This is a genomic window from Mycobacterium dioxanotrophicus (assembly GCF_002157835.1).
Classification (GTDB): domain Bacteria; phylum Actinomycetota; class Actinomycetes; order Mycobacteriales; family Mycobacteriaceae; genus Mycobacterium; species Mycobacterium dioxanotrophicus.
Window position 1 is genome coordinate 1,096,795 of the sequence record NZ_CP020809.1, and the last position, 25,886, is coordinate 1,122,680.

The 25,886-nt window shown below is 68.3% G+C and carries 30 protein-coding genes; 17 read left to right on the plus strand and 13 right to left on the minus strand.

Annotated elements, in window-relative coordinates:
- Positions 1–93 precede the first annotated feature (93 nt).
- The 3 genes from BTO20_RS05255 to BTO20_RS05265 are packed head-to-tail and all read left to right on the plus strand — an operon-like array spanning position 94 to position 3,882.
- Positions 94–1,581, plus strand: coding sequence for a cytochrome c biogenesis protein ResB (locus BTO20_RS05255; RefSeq protein ID WP_198344463.1), 1,488 nt, complete (start codon positions 94–96; stop codon positions 1,579–1,581).
- A 7-nt stretch (positions 1,582–1,588) separates the two neighbouring features.
- Positions 1,589–2,587: a c-type cytochrome biogenesis protein CcsB gene (gene ccsB, locus BTO20_RS05260; RefSeq protein WP_087073966.1), complete on the plus strand. Its 999-nt coding sequence runs from the start codon at positions 1,589–1,591 to the stop codon at positions 2,585–2,587.
- 50 nt (positions 2,588–2,637) lie between these two features.
- Positions 2,638–3,882, plus strand: coding sequence for a MinD/ParA family ATP-binding protein (locus BTO20_RS05265; protein WP_232491043.1), 1,245 nt, complete (start codon positions 2,638–2,640; stop codon positions 3,880–3,882).
- Positions 3,883–3,906: 24 nt separating this feature from the next.
- On the opposite strand, the gene BTO20_RS05270 is transcribed toward BTO20_RS05265, so the two are convergent.
- The gene (locus BTO20_RS05270; protein ID WP_087073968.1) at positions 3,907–4,068 is read right to left on the minus strand and encodes a hypothetical protein; all 162 of its coding nucleotides are present in this window, start codon (positions 4,066–4,068) and stop codon (positions 3,907–3,909) included.
- 48 nt (positions 4,069–4,116) lie between these two features.
- On the opposite strand from BTO20_RS05270, the gene BTO20_RS05275 reads away from it, so the two are divergent.
- Positions 4,117–4,422: a DUF4229 domain-containing protein gene (locus tag BTO20_RS05275; protein WP_087081645.1), complete on the plus strand. Its 306-nt coding sequence runs from the start codon at positions 4,117–4,119 to the stop codon at positions 4,420–4,422.
- Positions 4,419–5,453, plus strand: a complete 1,035-nt coding sequence (locus BTO20_RS05280; RefSeq protein ID WP_087073971.1) for an aminotransferase class V-fold PLP-dependent enzyme — start codon at positions 4,419–4,421, stop codon at positions 5,451–5,453. Before BTO20_RS05275 ends, BTO20_RS05280 begins: the two co-directional genes overlap by 4 nt.
- A gap of 3 nt (positions 5,454–5,456) precedes the next feature.
- On the opposite strand, the gene BTO20_RS05285 is transcribed toward BTO20_RS05280, so the two are convergent.
- Positions 5,457–6,992 (minus strand): GAF domain-containing protein, encoded by a 1,536-nt coding sequence (locus BTO20_RS05285; RefSeq protein WP_087081647.1) that lies wholly within the window; start codon positions 6,990–6,992, stop codon positions 5,457–5,459.
- A gap of 183 nt (positions 6,993–7,175) precedes the next feature.
- Here BTO20_RS05285 and BTO20_RS05290 point away from each other — a divergent pair, with 183 nt between their 5' ends.
- Positions 7,176–7,547 carry a LytR/AlgR family response regulator transcription factor gene (locus BTO20_RS05290; protein WP_087073973.1) on the plus strand — a complete coding sequence of 124 codons (372 nt, stop codon included), beginning with the start codon at positions 7,176–7,178 and terminating at the stop codon, positions 7,545–7,547.
- On the opposite strand, the gene BTO20_RS05295 is transcribed toward BTO20_RS05290, so the two are convergent.
- The 4 genes from BTO20_RS05295 to BTO20_RS05310 all read right to left on the minus strand — a co-directional run bounded on the left by BTO20_RS05295 (position 7,525) and on the right by BTO20_RS05310 (position 11,618).
- The gene (locus BTO20_RS05295) at positions 7,525–8,178 is read right to left on the minus strand and encodes a response regulator (RefSeq protein WP_087073975.1); all 654 of its coding nucleotides are present in this window, start codon (positions 8,176–8,178) and stop codon (positions 7,525–7,527) included. The two genes, BTO20_RS05290 and BTO20_RS05295, sit on opposite strands and share 23 nt — an antisense overlap.
- Positions 8,175–9,533 carry an MFS transporter gene (locus BTO20_RS05300; protein WP_087073977.1) on the minus strand — a complete coding sequence of 453 codons (1,359 nt, stop codon included), beginning with the start codon at positions 9,531–9,533 and terminating at the stop codon, positions 8,175–8,177. The genes BTO20_RS05295 and BTO20_RS05300 overlap by 4 nt, the downstream gene beginning before the upstream one ends.
- A gap of 168 nt (positions 9,534–9,701) precedes the next feature.
- Positions 9,702–10,598 (minus strand): type IV toxin-antitoxin system AbiEi family antitoxin domain-containing protein, encoded by an 897-nt coding sequence (locus BTO20_RS05305; protein ID WP_087073979.1) that lies wholly within the window; start codon positions 10,596–10,598, stop codon positions 9,702–9,704.
- 153 nt (positions 10,599–10,751) lie between these two features.
- Positions 10,752–11,618 (minus strand): 1,4-dihydroxy-2-naphthoate polyprenyltransferase, encoded by an 867-nt coding sequence (locus BTO20_RS05310; protein ID WP_087081649.1) that lies wholly within the window; start codon positions 11,616–11,618, stop codon positions 10,752–10,754.
- 47 nt (positions 11,619–11,665) lie between these two features.
- Here BTO20_RS05310 and BTO20_RS05315 point away from each other — a divergent pair, with 47 nt between their 5' ends.
- The 4 genes from BTO20_RS05315 to BTO20_RS05330 are packed head-to-tail and all read left to right on the plus strand — an operon-like array spanning position 11,666 to position 14,957.
- Positions 11,666–11,980, plus strand: a complete 315-nt coding sequence (locus BTO20_RS05315; RefSeq protein WP_232491044.1) for a hypothetical protein — start codon at positions 11,666–11,668, stop codon at positions 11,978–11,980.
- Complete coding sequence (locus tag BTO20_RS05320) at positions 11,980–12,756, plus strand: S-methyl-5'-thioadenosine phosphorylase (RefSeq protein ID WP_087073981.1); 777 nt, start codon at positions 11,980–11,982, stop codon at positions 12,754–12,756. The genes BTO20_RS05315 and BTO20_RS05320 overlap by 1 nt, the downstream gene beginning before the upstream one ends.
- Positions 12,753–13,796, plus strand: a complete 1,044-nt coding sequence (locus BTO20_RS05325; protein WP_087073983.1) for an NAD-dependent epimerase/dehydratase family protein — start codon at positions 12,753–12,755, stop codon at positions 13,794–13,796. Before BTO20_RS05320 ends, BTO20_RS05325 begins: the two co-directional genes overlap by 4 nt.
- 33 nt (positions 13,797–13,829) lie before the next feature.
- Positions 13,830–14,957: an NAD(P)H-dependent flavin oxidoreductase gene (locus BTO20_RS05330; protein ID WP_087081650.1), complete on the plus strand. Its 1,128-nt coding sequence runs from the start codon at positions 13,830–13,832 to the stop codon at positions 14,955–14,957.
- Here BTO20_RS05330 and BTO20_RS05335 read toward each other — a convergent pair.
- The 3 genes from BTO20_RS05335 to BTO20_RS05345 all read right to left on the minus strand — a co-directional run bounded on the left by BTO20_RS05335 (position 14,954) and on the right by BTO20_RS05345 (position 17,426).
- Positions 14,954–15,661 carry a DUF5666 domain-containing protein gene (locus tag BTO20_RS05335; protein ID WP_087073985.1) on the minus strand — a complete coding sequence of 236 codons (708 nt, stop codon included), beginning with the start codon at positions 15,659–15,661 and terminating at the stop codon, positions 14,954–14,956. The two genes, BTO20_RS05330 and BTO20_RS05335, sit on opposite strands and share 4 nt — an antisense overlap.
- Before the next feature lie 66 nt (positions 15,662–15,727).
- Entirely contained in the window at positions 15,728–16,756 is a 1,029-nt protein-coding gene (locus BTO20_RS05340; RefSeq protein ID WP_087073987.1) for a sensor histidine kinase, read from the minus strand.
- A complete protein-coding gene (locus tag BTO20_RS05345; RefSeq protein WP_087073989.1) occupies positions 16,740–17,426 on the minus strand; it encodes a response regulator transcription factor in 687 nt (228 codons plus the stop codon). The genes BTO20_RS05340 and BTO20_RS05345 overlap by 17 nt, the downstream gene beginning before the upstream one ends.
- Positions 17,427–17,529: 103 nt before the next feature.
- Here BTO20_RS05345 and BTO20_RS05350 point away from each other — a divergent pair, with 103 nt between their 5' ends.
- From BTO20_RS05350 to BTO20_RS05370, 5 genes are read left to right on the plus strand one after another with little or no spacing between them, the layout of a single operon-like run.
- Positions 17,530–18,192 (plus strand): glycosyltransferase family 2 protein, encoded by a 663-nt coding sequence (locus BTO20_RS05350; RefSeq protein WP_087073991.1) that lies wholly within the window; start codon positions 17,530–17,532, stop codon positions 18,190–18,192.
- A complete protein-coding gene (locus tag BTO20_RS05355; protein ID WP_087073993.1) occupies positions 18,189–18,845 on the plus strand; it encodes a TIGR04282 family arsenosugar biosynthesis glycosyltransferase in 657 nt (218 codons plus the stop codon). The genes BTO20_RS05350 and BTO20_RS05355 overlap by 4 nt, the downstream gene beginning before the upstream one ends.
- Before the next feature lies 1 nt (position 18,846).
- Positions 18,847–19,485, plus strand: coding sequence for a methyltransferase domain-containing protein (locus BTO20_RS05360; protein WP_087073995.1), 639 nt, complete (start codon positions 18,847–18,849; stop codon positions 19,483–19,485).
- Complete coding sequence (locus tag BTO20_RS05365) at positions 19,482–20,588, plus strand: molybdopterin-dependent oxidoreductase (protein WP_198344265.1); 1,107 nt, start codon at positions 19,482–19,484, stop codon at positions 20,586–20,588. Before BTO20_RS05360 ends, BTO20_RS05365 begins: the two co-directional genes overlap by 4 nt.
- On the plus strand, positions 20,585–21,052 hold the full coding sequence (locus BTO20_RS05370; protein ID WP_087073997.1) for a hypothetical protein: 468 nt from the start codon (positions 20,585–20,587) through the stop codon (positions 21,050–21,052). Before BTO20_RS05365 ends, BTO20_RS05370 begins: the two co-directional genes overlap by 4 nt.
- Here the strand turns inward: BTO20_RS05370 and BTO20_RS05375 are convergent.
- Positions 20,978–22,327 (minus strand): hypothetical protein, encoded by a 1,350-nt coding sequence (locus BTO20_RS05375; RefSeq protein WP_087074000.1) that lies wholly within the window; start codon positions 22,325–22,327, stop codon positions 20,978–20,980. The genes BTO20_RS05370 and BTO20_RS05375 overlap by 75 nt on opposite strands.
- Before the next feature lie 109 nt (positions 22,328–22,436).
- Between BTO20_RS05375 and BTO20_RS05380 the strand changes: the two genes are divergently transcribed.
- Positions 22,437–22,910, plus strand: a complete 474-nt coding sequence (locus BTO20_RS05380) for a DUF417 family protein (protein WP_198344465.1) — start codon at positions 22,437–22,439, stop codon at positions 22,908–22,910.
- Positions 22,911–22,921: 11 nt separating this feature from the next.
- Complete coding sequence (locus tag BTO20_RS05385; protein WP_087081656.1) at positions 22,922–23,749, plus strand: GNAT family N-acetyltransferase; 828 nt, start codon at positions 22,922–22,924, stop codon at positions 23,747–23,749.
- Here the strand turns inward: BTO20_RS05385 and BTO20_RS05390 are convergent.
- Genes BTO20_RS05390 through BTO20_RS05400 form a run of 3 tightly spaced genes read right to left on the minus strand, consistent with a single transcriptional unit; the run spans position 23,746 to position 25,871 of the window.
- Positions 23,746–24,360, minus strand: a complete 615-nt coding sequence (locus BTO20_RS05390; protein ID WP_087074002.1) for a pyridoxamine 5'-phosphate oxidase family protein — start codon at positions 24,358–24,360, stop codon at positions 23,746–23,748. The genes BTO20_RS05385 and BTO20_RS05390 overlap by 4 nt on opposite strands.
- 51 nt (positions 24,361–24,411) lie before the next feature.
- A complete protein-coding gene (menE, locus tag BTO20_RS05395) occupies positions 24,412–25,497 on the minus strand; it encodes an o-succinylbenzoate--CoA ligase (protein ID WP_408632181.1) in 1,086 nt (361 codons plus the stop codon).
- A 41-nt stretch (positions 25,498–25,538) separates the two neighbouring features.
- Positions 25,539–25,871, minus strand: coding sequence for a DUF3349 domain-containing protein (locus BTO20_RS05400; protein ID WP_087074007.1), 333 nt, complete (start codon positions 25,869–25,871; stop codon positions 25,539–25,541).
- Positions 25,872–25,886: the final 15 nt, after the last annotated feature.

A 25,886-nucleotide genomic window follows, 5' to 3' on the forward strand; every position in this document is an offset into this window, starting at 1 on the left:
CGAGCAGACATGAACGTCCCCGAAACGCGGCGTGTCGGGGTACCGCAGCGTCTGTTCGCGCTGGTTCGGAACACCTGGCGGACGCTGACGTCGATGGGCACGGCGCTGGTGCTGCTGTTCCTGCTGGCGCTCGGCGCCATCCCGGGTGCTCTGTTGCCGCAGCGCAGCCTCAACTCGTCGAAGGTCGACGAATACCTCACCAAGCACTCGACCATCGGCCCGTGGCTGGACCGGGTGCAGGCCTTCGACGTCTTTTCCAGCTTCTGGTTCACCGCTATCTATGTGCTGCTGTTCATCTCGCTGGTCGGGTGCCTGACCCCGCGGATGCTCGAGCATGTCCGCACCTTGCGGGCCGTTCCGGTGGCCGCGCCGCGCAACCTGGCCCGGCTGCCGAAGTATCACGCCGAGCAGGTCAGCGGCGATCCGGAGAAGCTGGCCGAGCGGGTGACGCAGCGGCTCAAGGGCTGGCGCACGGTCACCCGCACCGAAGACGGCGTCACCGAGGTCTCGGCCGAAAAAGGCTATCTGCGCGAGTTCGGCAACATCGTCTTCCACTTCTCGCTGCTCGGGCTGCTGGTCGCGGTCGCCGCGGGAAAGCTGTTCGGCTACGAAGGCAACGTCATCGTCATCGCCGACGGTGGCCCGGGCTTCTGCTCGGCGTCCCCGGCGGCGTTCGATTCGTTCCGCGCAGGCAACACCGTCGACGGCACCTCGTTGGACCCCATCTGCCTGCGAGTCAACGATTTCGACGCGCACTATCTGCCGTCGGGCCAGGCTTTGTCGTTCGCCGCCAACATCGACTATCAGGCCGGCCACGATCTTGCTGCCAACACCTGGCGGCCCTACCGGCTCGAGGTCAACCACCCGCTGCGCATCGGCGGCAACCGCATCTACCTGCAGGGACACGGGTACGCGCCGTCGTTCACCGTCACCTTCCCGGACGGGAAGACCCGCAGCCAGACCGTGCAGTGGAAGCCTGAGGAGCCGCTGACCCTGCTGTCCTCCGGCGTCGTCCGGATCGATCCGCCGGGCGGCAGCTACCCCGACGCCGACGAGCGCCGCAAACATCAGATCGCCATCCAGGGCTTGTTCGCCCCGACCAAACAGCTCGAGGGCACGCTGCTGTCGTCCAGCTTCCCGGCGCTCAACGATCCTGCGGTCGCCGTCGACATCTACCGCGGCGACACGGGCTTGGACACCGGCAGGCCACAGTCGCTGTTCTCCCTGGATCCGCGTCTCATCGACCAGAAGCGGCTCACGAAGGTGGCGCGGGTCAACCTGGTCAAGGGGCAGGTCACCCGCCTCGACGACGGCACCACGGTTCGGTTCGACGGGGCGGTGCCGTTCATCAACCTGCAGGTGTCGCACGATCCCGCGCAGGTGTGGGTGCTGGTGTTCGCCATGTCGATGATGGCCGGGTTGCTGGTGTCGTTGGTGGTGCGCAGGCGCCGGGTCTGGGTTCGGATCCAACCCGCTCAGGCGGGTACCGTGAGCGTCGAGCTGGGCGGACTGGCGCGCACCGACAACTCCGGGTGGGGCGACGAGTTCGAGCGATTGACGCAACGGCTGCTGGGAGAGTGACGCGCGTATGAATACAGAGCACATCGATATCGGGTTGGCCCGGTACTCGGACTGGGCTTTCACCTCGTCGGTGGTGGTTCTGGTTGGTGCCCTGCTGTTGCTGGCGGTCGAGCTCGCCTACAGCCGCGGCCGCAAGGTCGATGAGCGCTCGCGCGAAGAGCAAATGGTTGGGGCGGTCGTCCGCATCGGCGCCACGGTCGGAGCCGACAGCACCACCCCCGGCGTCATCGCCGACGTCCCCGCCCGATCCACCGACGAGCGGATCGGCCGCGCCGGCCTGGCCCTGGTCTACGTCGGCATCGCGCTGTTGTTCGGCTGCATCGTGCTGCGTGGTCTGGCCACCTCGCGGGTGCCGTGGGGCAACATGTACGAGTTCATCAACCTGACCTGCTTCGCGGGGCTGATCGCGTCGGCGATCGTGCTGCGCCGGCCGCAGTACCGCGCGTTGTGGGTGTTCGTGCTGGTGCCGGTGCTGATCCTGCTGGCGGTGTCGGGTCACTGGCTCTACACCAACGCCGCACCGGTGATGCCCGCGCTGCAGTCGTACTGGCTGCCGATCCACGTGTCTGTGGTCAGCCTGGGCTCCGGGGTGTTCCTGGTGGCCGGTGTCGCGAGCATCCTGTTCCTGGTCAAGATGTCGCCCCTGGCCGAACGCGAGAATGCGTTCGGGCGGATCATCCAGCGTCTGCCCGACGCACAGACCCTCGACCGCATCGCCTACCGGACGACCATCTTCGCGTTCCCCATCTTCGGCTTCGGGGTGATCTTCGGCGCCATCTGGGCCGAGGAGGCGTGGGGCCGCTACTGGGGCTGGGACCCCAAGGAGACGGTGTCGTTCATCGCGTGGGTGGTGTACGCCGCGTACCTGCACGCCCGTTCGACCGCCGGTTGGCGCGACCGCAAGGCCGCGTGGATCAATGTGGTGGGCTTCGTTGCGATGGTGTTCAACCTGTTTTTCATCAATCTGGTTACCGTCGGGCTGCACTCGTACGCCGGCGTTGGTTAGGTGATGTGGTGCGCTGGTAGCGCATCGCGCCCGTATGGAGGGGAGATTCCATGTCCGAGTCAACTGAGCACGGCACGGTGGATGTGTCCACGACCGCACCCGACGAGCCGACGGTCAGTCACGCCGGGGCCCCTCCGGCACAGGTAGTCGAGCAACCGGCGTCGTCCGTGTCCGGTTTCCGCGGGCAGCAGCGGTTCAGCGATCCGGCCACCAGTGCGGCACCGCCACCGGAGTGGACGGCCCCGACCCCGCCGCACGGAGTTCCCGTGGTCGAGTCCCCGCACGCGGTGCCCGTGGCGCCTGCCCAGCCCGCACAGGCTGCCCAGGCTGCCCAGCCCGATTTCTCGTCCCCGTACCGCGACCTGTCGACCACGGCGCTGCTCGGGCAGCGCAAGAACCCGCCGTCGTCCGGCTGGCGCAAGCTGCTGTACCTGTCGACGTTCAAGCTGGTCAACGTGGGGGAGAGCCCCAAGGTCAATCACCACAACGACCTGCTGGCGCAGGTGCGTCAACCGCTGCAGGGCTGCTACCGCATCGCGCTGCTGTCGCTCAAGGGCGGTGTCGGCAAGACCACCATCACCGCGACGCTGGGCGCCACGTTCGCGTCCATCCGCGGTGACCGGGTCGTGGCCGTGGACGCCAACCCGGATCGGGGCACGCTCAGCCAGAAGGTTCCGCTGGAGACCGCCGCGACGGTGCGCCACCTGCTGCGCGACGCCGAGGGCATCGAGCGGTACAGCGATGTGCGGGCCTACACCTCGCAGGGGCCCAGCCGGCTCGAGGTGCTGGCCTCGGAAAGCGATCCCGCGGTGTCGGAGGCGTTCAGCTCCGACGACTATGTGCGCACCCTGGAGGTGCTGGAGCGGTTCTACAGCCTGGTGCTGACCGACTGCGGCACCGGCCTGATGCATTCGGCGATGTCCGCGGTGTTGTCCAAGGCCGACGTGCTGGTCGTGATCAGCTCCGGCTCGGTCGATGGGGCGCGCAGTGCCTCGGCCACGCTGGACTGGCTCGACGCGCACGGGCATCAGGATCTGGTGCGCAATTCGATCGCGGTGGTCAACGCGGTGCGGCCGCGGTCGGGGAAGGTGGATCTGTCGAAGGTGGTGGATCACTTCTCGCGGCGGTGCCGCGCGGTGCGGTTGGTGCCGTTCGATCCGCATCTGGAAGAAGGCGCCGAGATCAGCTTGGAGCGGCTCAAGCCGAAGACGCGGGAAGCGTTGATCGAGTTGGCTGCGGTGGTCGCCAGTGACTTTGCCAAGCCGCGGCAGCGCCGCAGTGAGCTGCGCGGCTGACGTGCTGCACGAACCCGCGGCCGGTCAGGGTCGCGGGTTGTCGCCGTGTCCGAGCCGACGCAAGAATTCGGGATCGTCGTCGGGGCCGATCACGCGAGTCTTGGGTTTGGTCGCCGTCGCCCGCGCCAGCCGCCATCCGACATAAACCAGGCAGCCCAAGACGAGCAACAGGAGTAGGTAAGCCACTCGAAACCTCCTTTACCTGAATATACGCGTCGTCGGTAGGCTCAGGTGGTGTCAGGAAGTCGTCCGGTGGCCCGGTTGGTCGCCGATGTGTTGGTTTACGTCGCGGCCCGATTGGTCCTCGTCGCGGTGCTGGCGGGAGTGATCTTCGCCGGCGGCCACCTGCTCGGTGTGCGTGAGTTCCCGATCGTGGTGGCGTTGTTGTTCGCGTTGGTGATCGCGCTGCCGCTGGGGATTTGGTTGTTCCGCCCGTTGCGGGAGCGCGCCACGGCGTCCGTCGCGGCGCTCGATGAGCGTCGGCGCGAGGACCGAGAACAACTTCAGGCGCGGCTGCGCGGTGAGGACCCGAAGTCGTGAGAACTGCCTTCGGTGCCGAATTCGCCGGTGCCGAAGGGTTTCTCAACACGCCCACGTACGGGCTGCCGCCACAGTTCCTGCTCGACGCCCTGCAGGGCTGTCTCGCCGACTGGCAGGCCGGGACCATGCAAGCCGCATCGTTCGACGAACCCGTGGGCGCGGGACGGGCCGGGTATGCGCGGCTGGCCGGGGTTCCTGTCGAGTCGGTGGCGATGGCCGGGAACGTGTCGGCGGCACTGGGTCTGGTGGCCGCCGCCATTCCCGACGGTAGCCGCGTCGCGGTGCTCGCGGGCGAATTCACCAGCACCACCTTCCCGTTCGCCGCGCAGGGCCGCGGCATCACCGTCACCGAGCTGACGCCCACCGAGCTGATCGATCGTGCCGCGGACTTCGATGTGGTGTCGGTCAGTCTCGTACAGTCGGCCAACGGTGCCGCGCTTGATCTCGCGGCATTGCGTGCGGCCGTGCAGGGCGCCGACACGCTCACGATCGTCGACCTGACGCAGGCCCTCGGCTGGGCGTGCCCCGATGTGAGCTGGGTGGACGTCACGGTGGCCGCGGTGTACAAATGGCTGCTGTCGCCGCGCGGCACCGCGTGGATGTCGTTGAGCGAGCGGGTGGCTGCGACCATGACGCCGCACGCGGCCAACTGGTATGCCGGTGAGCAGCCCTGGCAGTCGATCTACGGGCTGCCGCTGCGGTTGGCGGCCGACGCCCGCCGGTTCGACACCTCGCCGGCCTGGTTCAGCGTGCTGGGTGCGGGGCTGACGCTGCCGTGGCTCGCGTCGCTGGATCAGGTGGCGGTCAAGCAGCACGCCGTCGGGCTGGCCAATCGGCTGAGAGCCGAGATCGAGCTGCCCCAACAGGATTCGGCGATCGTGTCGATTCCGATCGCCGATGCGGCAGAGCGGTTGCAGCGGGCTGGGATTCGCGCGTCGATGCGGGCGGGGGCCGTCCGCGTGGGTTTTCATCTGTACAACACCGAGGACGATCTCGACCGGTTGCTCGCCGCACTGGGGATCAGCCGGTAGCCGCTATCCCGCCAGCTGTGGACTGCGAGGCTCGATGCAGCTCAGCGGAATCCGTGCCGTCAGCGTGGTACCGATGTCGCGTGGGCTGATCACGGTCAGCTGCCCGCTCAATGCCTCGACACGGTCGGTGAGCCCGGTCAACCCGGACCCGGCACCGGTTGTGGCGCCGCCGATCCCGTCGTCGCTGATCGAGAGCGCCAGTTCGGCTCCCTCAGTGACCGCCCGCACGTCGACACCGGAGGCTTCGGCATGTTTGGCGGCGTTGGTCAACGCCTCGGCGACGACGTAATAGGCTGCCACGCCGACGGATTCAGGCACGGGTCGGGTGATGTCGAGGTCGAGGTCCACCGGGATGGGAGAGCGCCGGGCCAGTGAACGCAGCGCCGGGCCCAGCCCGCCCTTGGACAGGATCGCCGGGTGGATACCTCGCGAAACATCCTGCAACTCAGTGGACAACGCGGACAAACCAGAGGCAAGCCGGGCGATGTCGCGGCGCAGCGTGGGCTGATCGGCCGGCACCGACGCCTCGACGGCCCGCACGGCCAGGCCCAGCGACACGACCCGCTGCTGGGCGCCGTCGTGCAGATCGCGTTCGAACCCGCGCCGCGCCTGATCGGCCGCGGTCACGATTCTGGCCCGCGACGCGGTGAGCGCGGCCCGGGTCTCGGCGTTGCTGATCGCGGTGGCGACCAGGTCGGCGAAATCCCCGACGTGGGCCTCGGTCTCGGCCCCGAACGCGTGCCGTTGCGTCGAACCGGCCACCAGCACGCCGCGCAGTTGTCCGCCGACGATGATCGGCGCGCCCACCGCCGAGCGGATCCCGATGGCGCGGATGCGGGCTGCCGTGGCACCGTCGACCTCGTCGTAGTCGTCGATGCGCGCCGCGGCCCCGGTTGCCGCGACTTCACCGGCCACGCTGCAGCCGTAGAGCCAGAAACGTTCGCCCACAGCCAGTTTCGGTGCCCCGATCGGGTCGCGCGAGGCCAGCACCACCGGCGCTGCGGCGTCGTCGCCGAACTGCAACAGCGCCACGTGATCCATGCCCAACCCACCGGCCAGTTCCGTCACCGCCGCCGGGTACACCTCCTCCGGACCGGATCCGCGGGCCACCAAGGTGGCGACCCGGCGTAGCGCGGCCTGCTGGCCGGCGACCAGATCGGCCGCGCGTCTGCCCGCTCTGGCCTCGATGGTGCGCAGCCGCGCCTGCCCCACCAGCACATTGATCAAGAACGCCAGCGGCAGGAAGATCGTCAGCGCCACCACGTCCTCGGCGTGGGCAGGCAGCATCCCGCCGGTGGTCTGCATGTGGAAGTGCACGTAGGTCGCGGCGCTCGCCAGCGATGTCGCCGCCGCCAACCGGATACCCCAGCCTGCCGAGATGACCAGCACCCCGAACAGGAACAGCGCCCCGCATGCGCTGCCCGGGGCCAGTTGCCGCACCACGAAGGACAGCAGCGTCTCGGCGGTGATGAACGCCGCCGCCACCGCGACACCCACCATCATCGGTGGGGCGCTGGGCCGCAGCAGCAGCCCGAGCATCCGTGCACCCACGGCACGGGAGTGCGCAGGGGACAGCACGGGTAATGCGGTGGCCACACTCACCTACGTAATGACGTGCGGCCACCGCCGATGGTTCAGTGTCGACGGGAATTCCCGCTAGCGGTAATGACGTCGAGGTCCACCGATGCGAGGCTGGAAGCATGATTGGCCCCCGGAGACACCATGCGCTGCCTCATCGTCGATGACAGCGCCGGTTTCCGCGACGCCGCGTGCCGCATGCTGGCCCGCGGCGGCGTCGAGGTCGTCGCGTCCGCGACCAACAGCCGCGACGCGGTGAGGCTGTGCCGCGAATTGCAGCCCGACGTCGCCGTCGTCGACGTCATGCTCGGCGCGGAAAGCGGGTTCGACCTGGCAGAACAGTTGCAGAGCAGCGACTTGCCGCGCCGGCCCGCGGTGGTGCTGGTCTCCACTTACGCCGAGCAGGACCTGACTGAGATGATCGAGACCAGCCCGGCGGTCGGCTTCCTGCCGAAGTTCGCGCTGTCGGTCGCGGCGATCGAGAATCTGGTGGCTAGCGCGCTTCCAGGTAGGTGATCACGGCGCGGACCCGACGGTGATCGTCGGCAGTCTCGGCCAGGTTCAGTTTGGTCAGGATGCTGCGGACGTGCTTTTCCACGGTGCCCTCGGTGACCCACAGCCGGCGCGCGATGCCCGCGTTGGAGCGGCCCTCGGCCATCAGCATGAGCACCTCCTGTTCGCGGGCGCTGAGCGCCGCGAGCGGATCGTTGCGCCGCCGCGCGGACACCAGTTCGGACACCAGTGCCGGGTCCACCACGGATGCGCCCTTGGCGATGCGTTCCAGGGTCTCCACGAAATCGGTGACGTCGGTGACCCTGGATTTGAGCAGGTACCCGATACCGTGGCCGCTGGCCAGCAGCTCGGTGGCGTGTTCGACGTCGACGTGCGCCGAGAGCACGAGAATGCCGGTGTCGGGGCATTCGTCGCGGATGACTTTCGCGGCGTCGAGCCCTTCGGTGGTGTGCGTCGGGGGCATCCTGATGTCCACCACGGCCAGCTGTGGTTTCTGATCCCGAACCAGGGCAAGCAGTTCCGTCGCATCGCCGGCTTGGCCCACCACGTCGAATCCGGACCGGTCGAGCAGGCTCGCGAGGCCTTCCCGGAGCAACACATCGTCGTCGGCAACGACGACCCGCAGCGCACTCATCTCATTGATTCTGCCGTGCCGAACGCCGAGCCCTTCTCGCGGTCCAGATAGGTGTCCGCCTTGTTCTTCAGGAAGAACAGGTACACCACCAGTGAGATCGCGATGCACAACGTCACGTAGGCGATGAACAGCGGAACCTGATGCTGTTCCTTGAGCGCCTGGTAGATCACCGGCGCGGTGCCGCCGAATATCGAATTGGCCAGTGCGTAGCCAACTCCCACGCCCAGCGCGCGCACATGCGCCGGGAACAGTTCGGATTTCACCAGCGCGTTGATCGAGGTATAGCCGGTCAGCAACACATAGCTGACCGCGACGAGCAGGAACGACATGATGGGCGAACGGGTTTGAGGCAGGTAGGTGAAGAGCACGTAGGTGTAGACCACGCCGCCGAACCCGAAGAACAGCAACAGCGGTTTGCGCCCCACCTTGTCACTGATGAGCCCGCCGACCGGTTGCAGCGCCATCAGGAAGATCAGCCCGATGAGGTTGATCCAGGTGGCCGTCATCGCCTGGTCTTTGTAGGTGGCCTTGACGATCGCGGGCGCGTTGACGCTGTAGGCGTAGAACGCCAGCGTGCCGCCCATGGTGATCAGGAAGCACAGCAGCAGCGGCTTCCAGTAGCTGGTGAGCAGTTCTCTCATCGACCCGGAGCTGCTGTCCTGCCCCGCCTTGACCGCCGCGAGCTGTTCCTCCGACAGCGATTCGTCCATCGTCCGGCGCAGCCAGAACACCACGACGGCGGCCACGCCACCGACGGCAAATGCGATGCGCCAACCGAATTCGCCGACCTGCGTCGGGCTGAGCGCGGTCAGGATGATCAGCAGCGTGAACTGGGCCAGCACGTGTCCGCCGACCAGCGTGACGTACTGGAACGACGAGAAGAAGCCGCGGCGTTCCCGGGTGGCGGCCTCGGACATGTAGGTGGCCGATGTGCCGTATTCACCGCCGGTGGCGAAGCCCTGCACCAGCCGGCACAGCACCAGGACGATCGGGGCTGCCACGCCGATGCTGTCGCGGGCCGGCACCAGCGCGATGACGAGCGAACACAACGCCATCAGCGACACGCTGAAGGTCAGTGCCGCGCGCCGGCCGCGGCGGTCGGCGAACCGGCCGAAGAACCACGAGCCGATGGGCCGGGTGACGAAGGTGACGGCGAAGATCGCGTAGATGTAGACCGTCGAGTTCTGGTCGGCGGGGTCGAAGAACTGCTTCTCGAAGTACGTCGCGAACACCGTGTAGACGTAGACGTCGTACCACTCGACGAGATTGCCCGACGAGCCGCGGATCGTGTTCCAGATGGCCCTGCGAGTCGCCGCCGAGCCCGATGGCGGCGGGTGTGCGGTCGAAACGGTCATGCGCGTCTCCAGACGGTCGGCCGGTCTGGGGAGCAACGTTAGTGGAATGCGGTGTCGCCGTGGGCCCACTTCTCCCGGCGAGCAGACGCTGCGGTCCGCAACACGCCGCAGTTCCGGTACCGCAGTGACTGCTCGCGGAGAAACTCAGCGGGGAAACTCAGCGGGAACTCAGCCCGCAAGTGCCGCGCCGTCGAGGTGCGACATAACCCGGCGCACCAATTCCTCGGGACGCCTGCGGATGTCATCGGCCGTCGCGGAGACAGTGCGCCAGCCGCACTCCTGCAGCCGGGCGGCCTTCAGTCGGTCATGTTTGAAGCCTTCGGGTGTGGCGTGCCATGCCACGCTGTCGTATTCGGCGGCCAGTTTCGCGTCGGGCCAGGCAAAGTCCACGCGCCAGCGCTCGCCGTGGCGGTCGATGATCTCGTATTGCAACTCCGGCGTCGGCACGCACCAGTCGATGAACACCAGCCGCATCTCACTCTCCATCGGCGACTCGGCGCGAGCGTCGGCGTGAATCAACAGATCCCGCACCGCAACGATGCCCCGACGGCCCTTTTGTTCTCGCACCGCGGACTCCAATTCCTCGGTGCTGCAAGCTCCGACGTGCAGCGCGGCATCAAGGACGGCTAGCGCCCGCGGTCGGCGCAGGACGCGAGCGAGTTCGACGGCCGTCCACGCCGGGCCCGTCGCCAGCCGGCCGGAGACTCTTTTCAACGGTGCGCCGACCCGCTGATGGACCATCAGCCCGTCGGTGGGGCGAATCCGCAGGCCGGGGTCGAGGATGTGAATGCGGTCGTCGTGCTCGGTGTCGAATCCATAGAGTGCGGCAGCGGTGTTCATGCACGCCACGATCGGCATCGAGGTCAGAATGTCCAAGGCCGCAAGTCGATCGATCACGCCGGGGACATGGTCGGAGTACACGCCGCGACAGACCCGCAGGATCTGGCCTGAGCGGACCATCGCGGCAAGCGTCTTGCGCGACATGATCGATCTCAATTGCGCCGTGCTGGCCACACCGCCGTTGGTGGCAAAGAAGTTCTCGAGATCGAATGCAGCTCTGGGCACCCCTCGATGCTGGCCGTTTTGCCGGCTGCGATTGAAGAGGCCATCACCAATCTGTGGATAACCCCGTCGCCTTTTCCTGCCGAGCAGACACTGAGGTACCGGAAACGCGGCGTGTCGCGGACCGCAGCGTCTGTTCGCGCAAAGAAGTTCGCGCTAGAAAACCAAGGCCAGCGAAACGGCGACGGCCCACACCAGCATGGTGAGCCCGGTGTCGCGCAGCACGGGAATCAGCCCGGCGCCCCCGCTGCCTCCGCGCACGGGCCGGGCCGCGCGCACCGCGAGCGGCGCGGCCAGCAGACCCACCAGACACCACGGGGTGGCGGCGGTCAGCGCCAGCGTCCCGACCAGCGCCACGCCCAGCAACACCTGGTAGAGCACCCGTGTGCGGGCATCACCCAGCCGCACGGCCAGCGTGATCTTGCCGGACTCCGCGTCGGTCGGGATGTCGCGCAGGTTGTTGGCGACCAGCACGGCCGACGACAACGAGCCCATCACCACGGCCATCACCACGCCGACCCAATCGATCCGCAGGGCCTGCGTGTACTGCGTGCCCAGCACGGCCACCAGACCGAAGAAGATGAAGACCGCGATCTCACCCAGCCCGAGGTAGCCGTAGGGCTTCTTGCCGCCGGTGTAGAGCCACGCTCCGGCGATACACACCGCGCCCACGGCGATCAGCCACGGCGCGCTCACCGCGGCAAGCGCCAGGCCCGCGACGGCACCCACCGCCAAACTCGACAGCGCGGCGGTCAGCACTGCGCGGGGCGATGCCAACCGGGAGCCGACCAGTCGCAGCGGGCCCGATCGCACGTCGTCGGTGCCGCGGATGCCGTCGGAGTAGTCGTTGGCGTAGTTGACGCCGATGATCAGGGCCACCGCGACGGCCAGGGCCAGCAGCGCCTTCCACCACACCGCCGCGCCGAGCCACGCCGCCGCGCCGGTCCCGGCGATCACGGGGGAGACGGCGTTGGGCAAGGTGCGGGGCCGGGCGCCCTCGATCCATTGAGCGAAACTGGCCACGGCCGCCATCGTATGAGTACTCCAGAAACCGGACCTACACTGGCGGCATGAATGACCGGCTCAGCAAGACTGAGATCAGCAAGGATGTGCTGCAGGAATCCGTCGAGGCCGTGGCGTCGACCGTGGGCGAGGTGACCCACATCATCACGACTGCGGTCAAGGACGTGGCGGCGGCGATCGGCGGCCTGGCCACCGATGCGTTCGAGATCCGCGACAGTGCGCGCAAGGCCCGGGCCCAGCTCGACGACGACCTCGATGTGGACGCCGACGTCGACGCCCCCGCGGACGTCGAAGAAGCCGTCGACGAGGTCAAGCCCACCGACGTTCCCGGATCCCAGGACCTCGGCGACAAGACCGACTAGTGCTCGGAGTCGTCGGCGGTAGCGGCTTTTACACATTTTTCGGGCCGGACGCGCGCAGCGTCAGCGTGGACACGCCGTACGGCGCCCCCAGCGCTCCCATCACGGTCGGCACCGTCGGCCAGCATGAGGTGGCGTTCCTCCCCAGACACGGCGTGAATCATGAGTACTCGCCGCATACCGTGCCGTACCGGGCGAACATGTGGGCACTGCGCGCGCTGGGGGTGCGACGCGTCTTCGGGCCGTGCGCGGTCGGCAGCTTGACCCCCGACCTCGGTCCGGGGTCGATGGTGGTGCCCGATCAACTGGTCGACCGCACCAGCGCACGCCCCGACACCTATTTCGATTCCGGCGGCATCCATGTGAGTTTCGCCGACCCCTACTGTCCGACGCTGCGCGCTGCAGCGGCCGGGCTGCCCGGTGTGGTCGACGGCGGCACCATGGTGGTGATCCAGGGGCCGCGCTTCTCCACGCGTGCGGAGAGTCGCTGGTTCGCGGACCAGGGCTTCCGGCTGGTCAACATGACCGGCTACCCGGAGGCGGTGCTGGCTCGTGAACTCGAAATATGTTATGCCGCAATCGCTTTGGTGACCGATCTGGACGCGGGTATCGAAGCCGGCGCGGGAGTGCGCACGGTCGACGTGTTCGCCGAGTTCGAGCGGAACATCGTGCCGTTCAAGAAGTTGGCGCACGAGGCGCTGGAGGCTGTCGACGTCGAGCGCACCTGCACGCACTGCCTGGCTCATGACGGGGTGAAACTGCCTTTCGAGTTGCCGTGAGGGTCCTGCTCACCGGCGCTGCAGGTTTCATCGGGTCTCGGATCGCGGTCGCGCTGCGGTCGGCGGGCCACGAGGTCGTCGCCGTCGACACCATGCTGCCCGCCGCGCACGGCCCCGCCGCCGAACCGCCGCCGCAGTGCCACCTTGTGGACATCCGCGACCGCGATGCGCTGAAACCCCTGCTCGAGGGCGTCGACGTGGTGTGCCACCAGGCTGCCGTGGTGGGAGCCGGGGTCGATGCGGCCGACGCGCCGTCATACGCCGGACACAACGACTTCGGCACGGCGGTGCTGCTCGCCGAGATGTATGCCGCACGCTGCACGCGGTTGGTGCTCGCGTCGTCGATGGTGGTGTACGGGCAGGGCGGCTACGACTGCCCGGAGCACGGCCCGGTTGACCCGGCGGCGCGCACCCGCGCGGATCTGGACGCGGGAGTGTTCGAGCACCGCTGCCCGATCGGCGGAGAACGGTTGCGGTGGCACCTCGTCGTCGAGGATGCGCCGTTACGCCCCCGCAGTCTGTATGCCGCCAGCAAGGCCGCGCAGGAGCATTTCGCCCTGGCGTGGGTGGAGTCCGGCGCCGGGTCGGTGGTCGCGCTGCGCTATCACAACGTCTACGGCCCCAACATGCCGCGCGACACCCCGTACTCGGGCGTCGCGGCCATCTTCCGCTCGCAGCTCGAATCCGGGCAACGGCCAAGGGTTTTCGAGGATGGCGGGCAGATGCGCGATTTCGTCCACGTGGACGACGTCGCGGCCGCCAACCTGGCCGCGGTGGGCGCCGGTCTGGACGGTTTCAACGCGTTCAACGTCTGCTCGGGGCGACCCGTCTCGATCATGGAGGTGGCGACCCGGCTGTGCGAGGCCCGCGGGGCGGGAGAGCCGGTCGTCACCGGCCAGTACCGCAGTGGCGACGTTCGGCACATCGTGGCCTCGCCGGAGCATGCGGCGCAGGCATTGGGTTTTAGGGCGGCCATCGATCCGCGCGACGGTTTGGCCGAGTTCGCGTTCGCGCCGTTGCGGCAACCATCCCACACTTGACACCCGTCAACTCCACGTGGCAATACTGACGTGGTGAAACCTGCCATCTGTGAGCAGTTCGGGATCGACTTCCCGCTCTTCGCCTTCAGCCACTGCCGCGACGTGGTGGCCGCGGTGACCAATGCCGGCGGCTTCGGCGTCCTCGGCGCCACCGCCTACACGCCCGAGCAACTGGACCGCGAGCTCACCTGGATCGACCAGCAGGTCGGCGGAAAACCGTATGGCGCCGACATCATAGTCCCGGCGAAATTCGAGGGCAAGGGTGAACACCTGTCCCGCAGCCAGCTGGCGGACCGGATCCCCGGTGAATACCGGGATTTCGTAACCCAACCGCTCGCCGAGCACGGCATCGAGCCTGACCCCAACCCGCGGCTGGGCGGTTCGTCGTTGTCGGGGGACACCGGACAGGAACTGCTCGAGGTCGCGCTGAGCTATCCGATCAAGCTCATCGCCAACGCGCTCGGCGTTCCGCCCGATTACATGATCGACGCGGGCCGCGAGCGCGGCGTTCCGGTCGCGGCCCTGGTGGGGGCGCGTGAGCACGCCGTCAAACAGGTGCACGCCGGCGTGGACATGATCATCGCGCAGGGCACCGAGGCCGGCGGCCACTGCGGTGAGGTGTCGACACTGGTGCTGGTGCCCGAAGTCCTGGCAGCGCTGGCCGAAACCGGCAGCAAGATTCCCGTGTTGGCCGCAGGCGGCATCGTGACCGGCAGGCAGATGGCCGCCGCCGTGGCGATGGGTGCCGACGGTGCCTGGACCGGATCGGTGTGGCTGACCACCGAGGAGGCCGAGACGGCGCCGCACACCGTGCAGAAGATGCTCGCCGCCACCTCTCGCGACACGGTGCGGTCGACGGGCCGCACCGGTAAGCCTGCGCGTCAGCTGGTCTCCGAATGGACCGATGCATGGCAGCCGAATCCCGCTGGGCACCAGACACTTCCGTTGCCGCTGCAGAACATGCTGGCCGAACCCGTCATCCGGCGCATCGATGTGCTTGCCGCCCAAGGACATCCGGGCGCGCAAGCACTGGCGACCTACTTCGTCGGGCAGGGCGTCGGGCTGATGAACAAGGTGAAGCCGGCCCGCGAGGTCGTCCGCGAGTTCATCGAGGACTATGTGGCGGCGACAGAGCGGCTGAGCAACAGCCTGCCTGACTAGTGTTGCGGGCGCCCGCCGCCACAGTTGCCGTTAGTGGCCGGCCGCACCGTCGCACCTGTGGCTTGCAGGACGCCACTGCTGTCCTTGGTGCCGTGGGCCGCCAGGCATACGCCGGTGGTGATCGCTGAAGCGTTGGCGTCGGAACGCTTTTCGTACCGGGTGTTGGCGGTCACGGTCACCGTGGCCGTGCTGTTGTCCGCCGCAGTCACCACGATCGAGTTGCCGTTCACCGATGTGACGGTTCCGGCGACGCCGTGTTGCTGATTGCCGCCCTTGGGTCCGCACTGGTTCCCGGCTCGTTGACCGACGAGGACTGCGGCGGCCGTGACGGCGGGAGCGCCGCCGCTGTCCTTCGTGGGATGGACCTGGATGCACTCGCCCGGAGTGATGTCGGTGAGCTGTGCGGAACTGAGTTGGGCGATGTGCGTCGATCCGGTGATGTTCACGGTGGCCGGGCCCTGCCGTCCCGTCACGTTCACCGTGCCACCGGATACCGCACTGACCAGCCCGTCCACCCGGTCCTTGCCGTTGTGGCCGCCGGGTCCGGGGGTCGGGCCGGCGGCGGCCGACGGTGCCGTCGAGCCGCTGGTCGTGGAGCTGGGAGCCGACGACGTAGTCGACGAGCCGCATGCGGCCAGCGAGAGCGCGGCGAATCCGGCGAGGGCGACGACGGCGTAGCGCGAAGGGCGAGATGTGATGACCATGTGGCCACGGTCCGCGTCGCAGCTGTCGATGAGCTCAGCCGTGGATATGAATCCGATGAGTGTGCGCTAGTCGACGGTGTCGAGCGCCAACGGCAAGCGCACCTCGAAGCGCGCCCCGGTGTCCAGATTGCGGGCCGACAGCGTGCCGCCATGCGCCTGTACCAGGCCCGCCGCGATGGTCAGCCCCAGCCCCGATCCGCTGGGAAGCGACGAATCCGTGCGTGGCACACGGCCGTTGGAACCTCGGTACGCGACATCGAAGACCCGGGGCAGGTCGGCCTCGTCGATGCCCACGCCGGTGTCGTCGACGTGCGCCCATGCGCCGTCGGCGTCCGCGCCGAGGGTCAGCGTCACGGCCCCGCCGTCGGGTGTGTGCGCGATGGCGTTGGCCACCAGATTCGACAGCACCCGCACCAGGGCACGGTCGCTGCCCAATACCCGCACGGGCTGCGGCGGCAGTTCGGCCGTCAACCGCACGCCCGCGTTGCGAGCTGCTATCCGGTGGGTCGAGATCACGTCGGCCACCACCTCGTCGAGCGCCACCTGCTCGCGTACCGGTTGCACCGAACCCGCGTTGATCTTCGACATCTCGAACAGGTCGTCGACCATCTCGGAGAGCCGGATCGATTCCTGCTCAATGTGTTTGGCCTGGGTTCTGACCTCGTCGTCGGTGACCACACCGTCGGCGATGGCCTCGGATACCGCGCGGATACCGGCCAGCGGGGTACGTAGGTCGTGGCTGACGAACGCCACCAACTGGCGGCGCGAATGTTCGGCCGCTCGTTCGGAATCGCGGATCTCCTGTTCCCACACCGTGCGCCGGGCCTGGTAGCGGGCCAGCATGACGGCCGCGGGGATGGTCACCACCGACACGATCACCAGCACGACCGCGGTCTGCTCGAAGGTCGCGGTGATCATGAATCCGCTGGCGCCCAGCACCCCGGTGAACGTGGCCAGCGTCGGGATCAGCACCAGCACCACCATGCTCACCGCCAGTGACCACGACCGTGCGAACCGGATGATGATCGCCCCGGCCAGCACCACCGGCAGTGAGCAGGCCAGCGCCCATCCGATGATCTCAGCGAGGTTCTGCACCGGTACTCCACAGGTAGCCGCGTCCCCACACCGTCTGGATCCGGTGTTGATCGCCGAGCTTGGACCGTAACCGCTTGATGTGCACTGTCACGGTGGACAGGTCGCCGAAGTCCCACCGCCACACCCGTTTGAGCAGATCCTCGCGAGAGAACACGGTGTCGCTGTTGGTCAACAGGAACACCAGCAGATCGAACTCGCGGTTGGTCAGGCTGACCGGCCGCCCCGCCAGCGTGACCGAGCGCGCCGCGGTCGATACGTGCAGATCGTCGACGGCGATTTCCGCGGGCACCGACCCGACTGGCCCGGAGCTGCGCCGCAGCAGCGAGCGCACCCGCAAAGCCAGCTCGCGGGGACTGAACGGCTTGGTCAGATAGTCGTCGGCGCCGGCCTCCAGCCCGGCGATGCGATCGTCCTCCTCGCCGAGCGCGGTCAGCAGGATCACCGGCATGCTGTAGTCGCCGTCGCGGCGCAGATCTCGGCACAGCGACAGGCCGTCGGAACCGGGCATCATCACGTCGAGTACGGCGACGTCGATCTGCATGGTGTCCAGCAGCCGCAGGGCTTCGGTGCCGTCGTGCGCCACCGAGACGTCGAGTCCGTCGCGTTCCAGATAGCGCCGCACCACGTCGCGCACCACGGTGTCATCGTCGGCGATGAGTACCCGGGTCATCGTTCGAGGTTACTGCTGCAGGGCCGCGACCTGCGGCTATGTCACGATTTCGTCATGGTTGGCCGCTGGCCACGGGGACCGGGGCGGCCTACCGTCGGAGAACATGGCCCCTGAACCGGCGCTGGTCACCGTGGTGCTGCCGTGTCTGGACGAGGAGCAGTCGCTGCCCGGTGTCCTGGCCGCGCTGCCGGACGGGTACCGCCCGTTGGTCGTCGACAACAACAGCACCGACCGGACGGCCGAGGTGGCCCGGGAGCTGGGCGCGACGGTGGTGGCCGAGCCGCGACCCGGGTACGGCTCGGCGGTGCACGCCGGGGTGGTCGCCGCCGTAACACCGATCGTGGCTGTCCTCGACGCCGACGGCTCGCTCGACCCGCAGCAGCTACCCGAGCTGATCGCAGAACTGGATCGCGGTGCCGATCTGGTGATCGGCCGGCGCAGGCCGGTCGCCGGGTTGCGCTGGCCTTGGCATGCCCGGCTCGGCACGGCGGCGGTGTGCTGGCGGTTGCGGCGGCGGTACCAGCTGCCGGTACACGACATCGCGCCGATGCGGGTGGCGCGCCGGGACGCCCTGATCGGGCTCGGGGTGACGGACCGCCGGTCGGGTTATCCGCTGGAGTTGTTGGTCCGCGCGGCGCAGGCCGGTTGGCGCGTGGTCGAACGCGACGTGACCTACGGGCCGCGTACCGGAGGCCAGTCCAAGGTGAGTGGCTCGGTGCGGGGCAGTGCCGTTGCCGCACTGGACTTCTGGCGGGTGATCAGATGAAACCCGTTGCAGTGCTGGTGGTTGCCAAGGCACCGGTTCCCGGGCTGGCCAAGACCCGGCTGGCCGCGAGTATCGGTGCCGAGGCGGCCGCTGACATCGCTGCCGCGGCGCTGCTGGACACCCTGGACGCGGCGGTCGCTGCCGCAGTCGAGGCCCGCGTGGTGGCGCTGACCGGCGACCTCCAGCAGGCCCGCCGCGGCCACGAGATATGCGACCGGCTGGCGGATTTCATCGTCGTACCCCAGCGCGGAGAGAATTTCGCCGAACGGCTCGCCAACGCGCACGCCGACGCCGCCGCGGCGACGGGGCTGCCGGTCCTGCAGATCGGGATGGACACGCCACAGGTGAGTGGCGCCCTGCTCGACGAGTGTGCGAATGCGCTGTCCGGCGCCGACGCGGTGCTGGGAATGGCGCGCGACGGCGGTTGGTGGATTCTCGGGGTGCGGCACTGCCGGACGGCGGCGTGCCTGGCCGACGTCGAGATGTCGACATCGCGAACTGGCGTGGAAACCCTTGCTGCCCTTCGTAGTACCGGTGCGACGGTAGCGCTGGCCACCGAACTGGCCGACTTCGACACGGTCGACGACGTCGACGACGTGCGACGGGTCTGTCCTGCCGGCAGTCGTTTCGTCCGGGCGACCCGGGGGTTATGACGTGCACGGACAGCTCTACGACCAGGCACTTGACGGGGAGCAGTGTTGGATCCGGCGCGGCGACGGCAGCATGCGGCATCTGCCGGTGTACAGCTGGCTGGGCGGGGCCAGAGCAAGCAGGTGTGACAGCAGGTTTGACGAAACCATCGTGAACCTGTGTTCCGGACCGACGCTCGATCTCGGCTGCGGACCGGGGCGGTTGGTCGCGGGCGTGGTGCGGCGGGGGCTGCCCGCCCTCGGCGTGGACCTGTCCCGCACCGCCGTCGAATTGGCCCGCAGCAGTGGCGCGCCGGTGCTGTGCCGGGATCTGTTCGCGCCGCTGCCCGGTACCGGCCGCTGGCATACGGTGCTGCTGGCCGACGGTAACGTCGGGCTCGGTGGTGACCCCTGGCGGGTGCTGCAGCGGGCCGGTGAGCTGCTCGGCCGGGGTGGCCGGTGTCTGGTCGAATTCGATACGGCGGCAGAGGGAGTCGACGCGGCGTGGGTCCGGTTGGAGTCGGTGCGCAGCATTGGCCCCTGGTTCCGTTGGGCGACAGTCGGGTTGGACTGTGCGGCGCGGCTCGCCGGTGATGTCGGCCTGACGGTGACCGCCACCCATCCGGTCGGCACCCGGGTGATCGCAGCCTTGGAAGCGGCATGAGAGGCGTCGTGACGCTGCGGGGAACCGCCGTGACCGTCCGCGTCGGGGCGGCGCTCGGTGTCGCGGTGGCGGTCTGCTTCGTGACGGGACTGATCAGCCACTTCATCCAGCATCCGCAACCCTGGTTCTTCTGGCCCACCCGGCCGGTGTGGCTGTACCGGCTGACCCAGGGGCTGCATGTGATCTCGGGCATCGCCGCCATCCCGCTGCTGGTGGTCAAACTGTGGTCGGTGTGGCCGAAGCTGTTCGAGCGCCCCCTGATCGGCGGAGTGGCCCGCCAGCTGGAGCGGTTCTCGATCCTGGTCCTGGTCGGCGCCATGCTGTTTCAGCTGTCCACCGGCCTGATGAACATCGCGCAGTGGTACGCCTTCAAGTTCTTCTTCACCACGGCCCACTACGCCATGGCTTATGTTGCTGCCGGTGCCGTGCTCGTCCATCTGGCGGTCAAACTGCCGGTGATCCGCAAGGCACTGGACGAGCCGCTCGAGCCATTCGGTCAGGCACCGGAAGGGCCCACCCGGCGCACCGTCCTGCGCGGTACCTGGCTGGCGGTGGCGCTGGCGACACTCGCCACAGCGGGACAGACAGTGCCGTTGCTGCGCCGCGTGTCGGTTCTCGCGCCGCGCTCCGGGCAAGGGCCGCAAGCGGTTCCGGTGAACCGCTCGGCGGTTGCGGCCGGCGTGTTACAGCGTGCGACCTCATCCGACTACCGGCTGACGGTGACGAAGGGCGCCGTGGTTCGTACCTTCACCCGTGCCGAACTCGCGGCGCTGCCGCAGGCCACCCGGACGCTGCCGATCGCGTGTGTCGAGGGATGGAGTGTCGACGCGGTCTGGACCGGGGTGGTTCTGGCCGATCTGATCGCCACGGTCGGCGGCGTCCCGGATTCCGATGTGCGGATGATCTCGCTGGAACCACCGGGTCCGTACTCCCGCACGGTGTTGCCGGCTCGGCATGCCCGCGACAGCGCGACCCTGATCGCGTTGCGGCTGAACGGCGAACCCCTTGACCTCGACCACGGCTATCCGTGCCGGCTGATCGCCCCGAGCAGACCGGGTGTGCTGCAGACGAAATGGTTGTCACGGATCGAGGTGGTGGGATGACGGCGACGCGGGTGCTGTTGGCGGTGGCCGGGATCGCACTGGGCGGCTACGGTGCGCTGCTGGTGTGGCAGAACCCGCCGGTGATCATCGTCCGGATCGTGGTGTGGGCGCTCGTCGCGGTGGTGGTACATGATTTTGTCTTCGCCCCGCTGTGCGCGGCGGCGGGGTGGGTGGGTCACCGGCTGATCCCGGCCGGTTCCCGATCACCCATCGCCGTGGCGGTGTTGTGCAGCGTGATGCTGGTGCTGCTCGCGGTGCCGGTGTACGGCAGGCCCGGCATGCGGCCCGACAACATGACGGTGTTGGACCGCGATTATCCACTGGGGCTGGCGGTTTCACTGGGCGTGGTATGGCTGAGTGTGCTGGTGTACGGGTTGTGCAAGCGGCTCTCACCAGTTGGTCAGGATGACATGGTTGAGCACGAGCGCGCCGATCACGTTGACCGCCAACCAGAGCCGCGCTGAGCGCGGCGGCAGGAACGCGCCCGCGGCTGTGAGCCACACCGTGAACGGCAGCCAGATGCGTTCGGTCTCGGCCTTGCTCAACATGCTCAGATCGGCGAAGAGGATCGAAACCAGCGCGGCGATCAGTACCAGCCGCAGTCCTGGTTGCCGACGGATCGCGGCCGCGTCGAAAATCCGGCCGATCCCCGCCACGCTGCCCAGACCGATGGCACACACGACCGAGGCAAGGTTGGCCCACGACCAGTACTGGAACGGCCGGTTGGCGGCGATACCGCCCCAATAGCGTTGCTGGACGAGCGTGTAACCGTCGAACCACCAGAAGCCTGCGGCGAGGAACACGGCCACCACCGCCAGCGCCGTCACCGCGGCAGGTACCAGTACGCGCAGCGCGGCCCGCCAATCGGGCGCGGTCACCAGCACCGCCAGCGCGGGCAGCGCCATGAGAACCAGCCCGTAGTTGAGGAAGATGCCCCAGCCCAGCAGCAGGCCGGCCGCACCGGAGCACAGGATTCGGTGCCTGCCGTGTACTGCCAAGGCCAGCAGGGTGATTCCCCATGCGGCGACACCCGCGTAATACCCGTCGGCCGAGACCGCGATCCAGATGGCCGTCGGCGCCACCGCCACGAACGGCGCGACCCGGCGTGCGGTGGCTTCGTCGGTGAGGACACGGGCCGCGACGACGATCGCCGCGGCGGCACTGGAACCGACCAGCAGGCACAGCAATCCGGCCCACGCGCCACCGCTCAGCCCCAGGCGATCCAGCCACACGAACGTCAGCAGCGCACCGGGCGGATGCCCGGAGACGTGGGTGATCCACGAATCGGGCTGATGGCCAGGGATTCTCGATGAGAAGGTGCGCAGCGCCTCGGGAATGTCGGTGATCGTCGGCACCTGGTTCAGGTACTCGTGCGCCGCGGTGAGCCGGCCCGCGAAACCGCGCTGCCAGCCGTCGATCATGGCGAGCGAAAATGCCCACGCGCCTGATACGGCCCAGGCCGTGACGGGCAGAGCCCGCCACGGAACCCGCTGCGCGAGTGTCGGACCCCACCACACAGCGGCCGCCGCGATGACGACCGCCGGGACGGTGCCCCACCCGACGTGCGCGTTCCACCAGCCGAAAATCGGTGCGGTGTCGGCGAAACTGTGAATCTGCGCGGCCGTGCTTTTGATCAGCGGCGTGACGATGCCCAGGTGCAGGTGCGGCACCACGAACGCCGCAACCACCAGGACCAGACCGATGATCACCGCGGCAGCCTCCCGGCGTCCGATCTGCATGCGCTCAAGCCTAAACGGGCCTCCCGCGGCCGCGTCTGACCATTCGGTGACGTCGGCGGGCGAGCCATGGGATTCGGTCGACATTGCACGCATCGTGGAACTCATGACAGTGCTACCAGAACGTCTCACTGCCGCCGGCCAAATTGTGAGTCGCTACGGGCTCGTGATCGTGCTCGCGTGGATCGGTGTGGGCAAATACGTGAAGATGGAGGCCCGCGTGCTCATCGAGCACAGCCCGTTGATGTCGTGGATCTATCACTTTCTCAGCGCAGGAGCGGTCGCGGCGACGCTGGGTTCCGCCGAGATCGCCGCGGCCGTCCTGATCGCGCTGCGGCCGTGGTGGCCCCGGCTTTCGGCCATCGGCAGCGCCATGGCCGTCGTGTTGTTCCTCGGCACTCTGAGCTTTCTGTTCACCACACCCGGAGTGGTGGTCAACCATGCGGGACCCATCCCGGTGCTCGGGGCGCAGCCGGGGCAATTCCTGCTCAAGGATCTGGTGCTCATCGGGGTGGCGCTGTGGACGCTCGGCGAGGCGTGGGACGCGCAGCGTAAAACCTCTGGAGAAATGTGCTCGACGATGTGAAGGTAGCCAACGTGGACACCGACGTACTCTTCTGTGGCACTGACCTGGCGGCCCGTATCGAGCGGGCCGAGACGCAGCTCATCGTCGCCGCGACACACGCGGCGGCCGGCCGCGGCGCCGATGTGCTCGCAGTTCCGGTGGCCGGTGGATACGCCTGCTTCGCCGAACCGCACTCGCCGCTGAACAAGGTGGTGGGGCTCGGCTTCGACGGGGTGCCGGATACCGCGCTGCTCGGCGAGGTCGAACACATGATGGCGGGCCGCGGTGCGGCCACTCAGGTGGAGTTGTCCACTCTGGCGGATCCGGCGATCGCGGCGATGCTGACCGCTCGTGGCTACCACGTGGCCGGGTTCGAGGACATTCTCGGCCGGGTTCCGACCGGCGACGAGCAGGTGGTGCCCGGCATCGAGGTTCGGCGCGCCGACGACCTGGCCGCGTGGGTGGACGTGGTGGTGGACGGGTTCGCCCACCCGGACGGTGTCGGCGTGCCCAGCCATGAGGAGTTTCCCCGCGACGTCATCGAACGGGTCGAACGGGACATGGAAAAAGCCGGCGCCACAGCATATGTCGCGTTGTGCGACGGCGTGGTGGCCGGCGGTGGCAGCGCCCGCTTCGCCGACGGTATCGCCCAGCTCACCGGCGCGGCGACCGCTCCGGCCTACCGCAGGCGAGGTGTGCAGACGGCGCTGCTCGCCACCCGGCTGGCCGACGCCGCGGCCGCCGGCTGTGACATCGCCGTCGTCACCACCGCGCCCGGTTCGCAATCTCAGCAGAACGTGCAGCGGCGCGGCTTCCAGCTGCTCTACACCCGCGCGGTTCTGGTGAAAGCCCCTGCCTAGTAGAGGATTTTGCGCAGGTTGTCTTCGCTGTAGTAGTCGTCGAGTTCGCGCTGGCTCAGGTCGGGCTTGAACGCCTTGGCCAGCTGCGCCACGCTCGGCACCGCCGTCGGGTTCCACGATTCGGGCTTCCACGCGTCAGAACGCAGGAATGCCTTGGCGCAGTGGAAGAACACCTCTTCGACAGCGATCTCCAGTGCCAGGATGGGTCGCTTGCCGTCGACCACCAGCGCGTCGAAATAGTCTGCGTCGGAAAGGATCTTGGCGGTGCCGTTGATCCGCAGGGTGTCGCCGCGGCCGGGAATCAGGAACACCGTGCCGACATGCGGGTTCTGCAGCACGTTGAGATACCCGTCGACCCGCTTGTTGCCCGGCCGCTCGGGAATGGCGATGGTGGTGTCGTCGATGATGTGCACGAAGCCGGGTGGGTCGCCCTTGGGGGAGACGTCGACGCGGCCTTCGGCGTCGGTGGTCGCCACGAAGCCCAGCGGGGAGTGCGTCAGCCAGTCCTGCTGTACCTCCGAGAGCCGCGGCGACACCTTGTTGGCCACGTACGTGTTGGGGAACCCGACTATGGCACGCAGCTGGTCCACGGATGTCACTTGCTGGGGCATGAGTCCATGATGCCCAAGCCTGCAACCGATTTGTCCGGTCCGTGCCGAGGCTCAGCCGAATCGGGTTGCCAGGGCTCGCCGGTCGAGCTTGCCGATGCCGCGCCGCGGTAGTTCGTCGACGATGTGGACCTCCCGGGGCGCGGCGGTCGCGTCGAGCGTCTGGGCGACGTGGGCGCGCAGCTCGGCGACCTCGGGTGTGGCGGCCGAGGACAGTACCACCGCGGCCACCACGCGCTGGCCGAGTCGTTCGTCGGCGACCCCGAACACCGCACAGTCGGCGATCGCCGGGTGCGTCGCGAGAGCCGACTCGACCAGCTGCGGCAGCACGGTCAGCCCGCCCGTGCTGATCGCGTCGTCGACCCGGCCCAGCACCCGCAGGACACCCGAATCATCCAGCATGCCAATGTCATCGGTGCGGAACCATCCTGGTTCGGTGAACGGGTCCGGGCTGATCGGGTTGCGGTAGCCCTTCGCCACGGTGGCGCCGCCCAGGACGATGCGGCCGTCGACGATGCGCACCGTCACCCCGTCGAGCGCCACCCCGTTGTACACGCAGCCGCCCGCGGTTTCGCTCATCCCGTACGTCCGCACCACCGTGACGCCGGCTGCCTCGGCTCGTTCGGCAACGCCTGCGGGCATCGGGCCTCCGCCGATGAGCACCGCGTCGAGCTCGGCGAGCGCGGCCGCCGCGCCGGCGTCGCGAAGCGCCTTGTCGAGCTGCACTGCGACCAGCGATGCGTATCGCCGCCCTGAGCCCATCGCCGCAATCGCGCCGGGCAGATCGTCGACGTCGAAGGAGGGCGCGATCGACACCGGTGTGGTGCCGGCGACGACGCTGCGGACCAGGACCTGCAGCCCGGCGATGTGATAGCCCGGCAGGGCCAACAGCCACCGGCCGGGACCACCGAGCCGGTCGTGGGTGGCGTCGGCGCTGGCCCGCAATGCCGCCGCGGTCAGCAATGCGCCCTTGGGAGTACCGGTGGTGCCCGATGTCGAGACCACCACTGCGACGTCGTCATCGATCGGTGAGCCGGCGCGTAGCGCTGTGGTGAGCAGCGCCGCCTGGCGCTCGTCGGCTGCAGGCACCGGGAGGATCGCCGCGTCCCGGCCGGCCAGCAGGTTCTCCAGCACCGGCAGAAGTGGCGCCGCTTCGCCGACGCTGACCGGACGCAGGGTGGCTATGCCGGCCCCTCGTTGCCGTCGGGGCGCTCTTCGCCGGTTTCGCTGTCGCGTGGATCGTCCAGCGGCCAGCCCTTCGCGGCCAGGCGCTCGCGTACCCGTTCGACGTCTTCGGCACGGGGCAGTTCATCGGTGATCTGGGTGATCAGCACCCCGATGTCGAACTGGTCGAACTCTCCTCGGTTGATGAGGTCGCGGGCGACGGCCTTGACTTCGTCGTTGGTGAGACGGCGGGCCAGCAGCGCCAGGAGGGGTACCCGGTCGGCGTCGGGCACTCCTTCCGGGTAGCCGGACTTCAGCCAAGCCGCGATCTTGGCGAGGAACGTGTTCACTGCGGCAACTCCTGA

Excerpts from the sequence above, each read along its gene's own strand:
- BTO20_RS05255 (WP_198344463.1), top strand. The coding sequence starts at position 94 with ATGGGCACGGCGCTGGTGCTGCTGTTCCTGCTGGCGCTCGGCGCCATC.
- ccsB (WP_087073966.1), top strand. The coding sequence starts at position 1,589 with ATGAATACAGAGCACATCGATATCGGGTTGGCCCGGTACTCGGACTGG.
- BTO20_RS05265 (WP_232491043.1), top strand. The coding sequence starts at position 2,638 with ATGTCCGAGTCAACTGAGCACGGCACGGTGGATGTGTCCACGACCGCA.
- BTO20_RS05285 (WP_087081647.1), bottom strand. The coding sequence starts at position 6,992 with ATGCTCGGGCTGCTGCTGCGGCCCAGCGCCCCACCGATGATGGTGGGT.
- BTO20_RS05290 (WP_087073973.1), top strand. The coding sequence starts at position 7,176 with ATGCGCTGCCTCATCGTCGATGACAGCGCCGGTTTCCGCGACGCCGCG.
- BTO20_RS05295 (WP_087073975.1), bottom strand. The coding sequence starts at position 8,178 with ATGAGTGCGCTGCGGGTCGTCGTTGCCGACGACGATGTGTTGCTCCGG.
- BTO20_RS05300 (WP_087073977.1), bottom strand. The coding sequence starts at position 9,533 with ATGACCGTTTCGACCGCACACCCGCCGCCATCGGGCTCGGCGGCGACT.
- BTO20_RS05315 (WP_232491044.1), top strand. The coding sequence starts at position 11,666 with ATGAATGACCGGCTCAGCAAGACTGAGATCAGCAAGGATGTGCTGCAG.
- BTO20_RS05335 (WP_087073985.1), bottom strand. The coding sequence starts at position 15,661 with ATGGTCATCACATCTCGCCCTTCGCGCTACGCCGTCGTCGCCCTCGCC.
- BTO20_RS05345 (WP_087073989.1), bottom strand. The coding sequence starts at position 17,426 with ATGACCCGGGTACTCATCGCCGACGATGACACCGTGGTGCGCGACGTG.
- BTO20_RS05350 (WP_087073991.1), top strand. The coding sequence starts at position 17,530 with ATGGCCCCTGAACCGGCGCTGGTCACCGTGGTGCTGCCGTGTCTGGAC.
- BTO20_RS05355 (WP_087073993.1), top strand. The coding sequence starts at position 18,189 with ATGAAACCCGTTGCAGTGCTGGTGGTTGCCAAGGCACCGGTTCCCGGG.
- BTO20_RS05365 (WP_198344265.1), top strand. The coding sequence starts at position 19,482 with ATGAGAGGCGTCGTGACGCTGCGGGGAACCGCCGTGACCGTCCGCGTC.
- BTO20_RS05370 (WP_087073997.1), top strand. The coding sequence starts at position 20,585 with ATGACGGCGACGCGGGTGCTGTTGGCGGTGGCCGGGATCGCACTGGGC.
- BTO20_RS05375 (WP_087074000.1), bottom strand. The coding sequence starts at position 22,327 with ATGCAGATCGGACGCCGGGAGGCTGCCGCGGTGATCATCGGTCTGGTC.
- BTO20_RS05390 (WP_087074002.1), bottom strand. The coding sequence starts at position 24,360 with ATGCCCCAGCAAGTGACATCCGTGGACCAGCTGCGTGCCATAGTCGGG.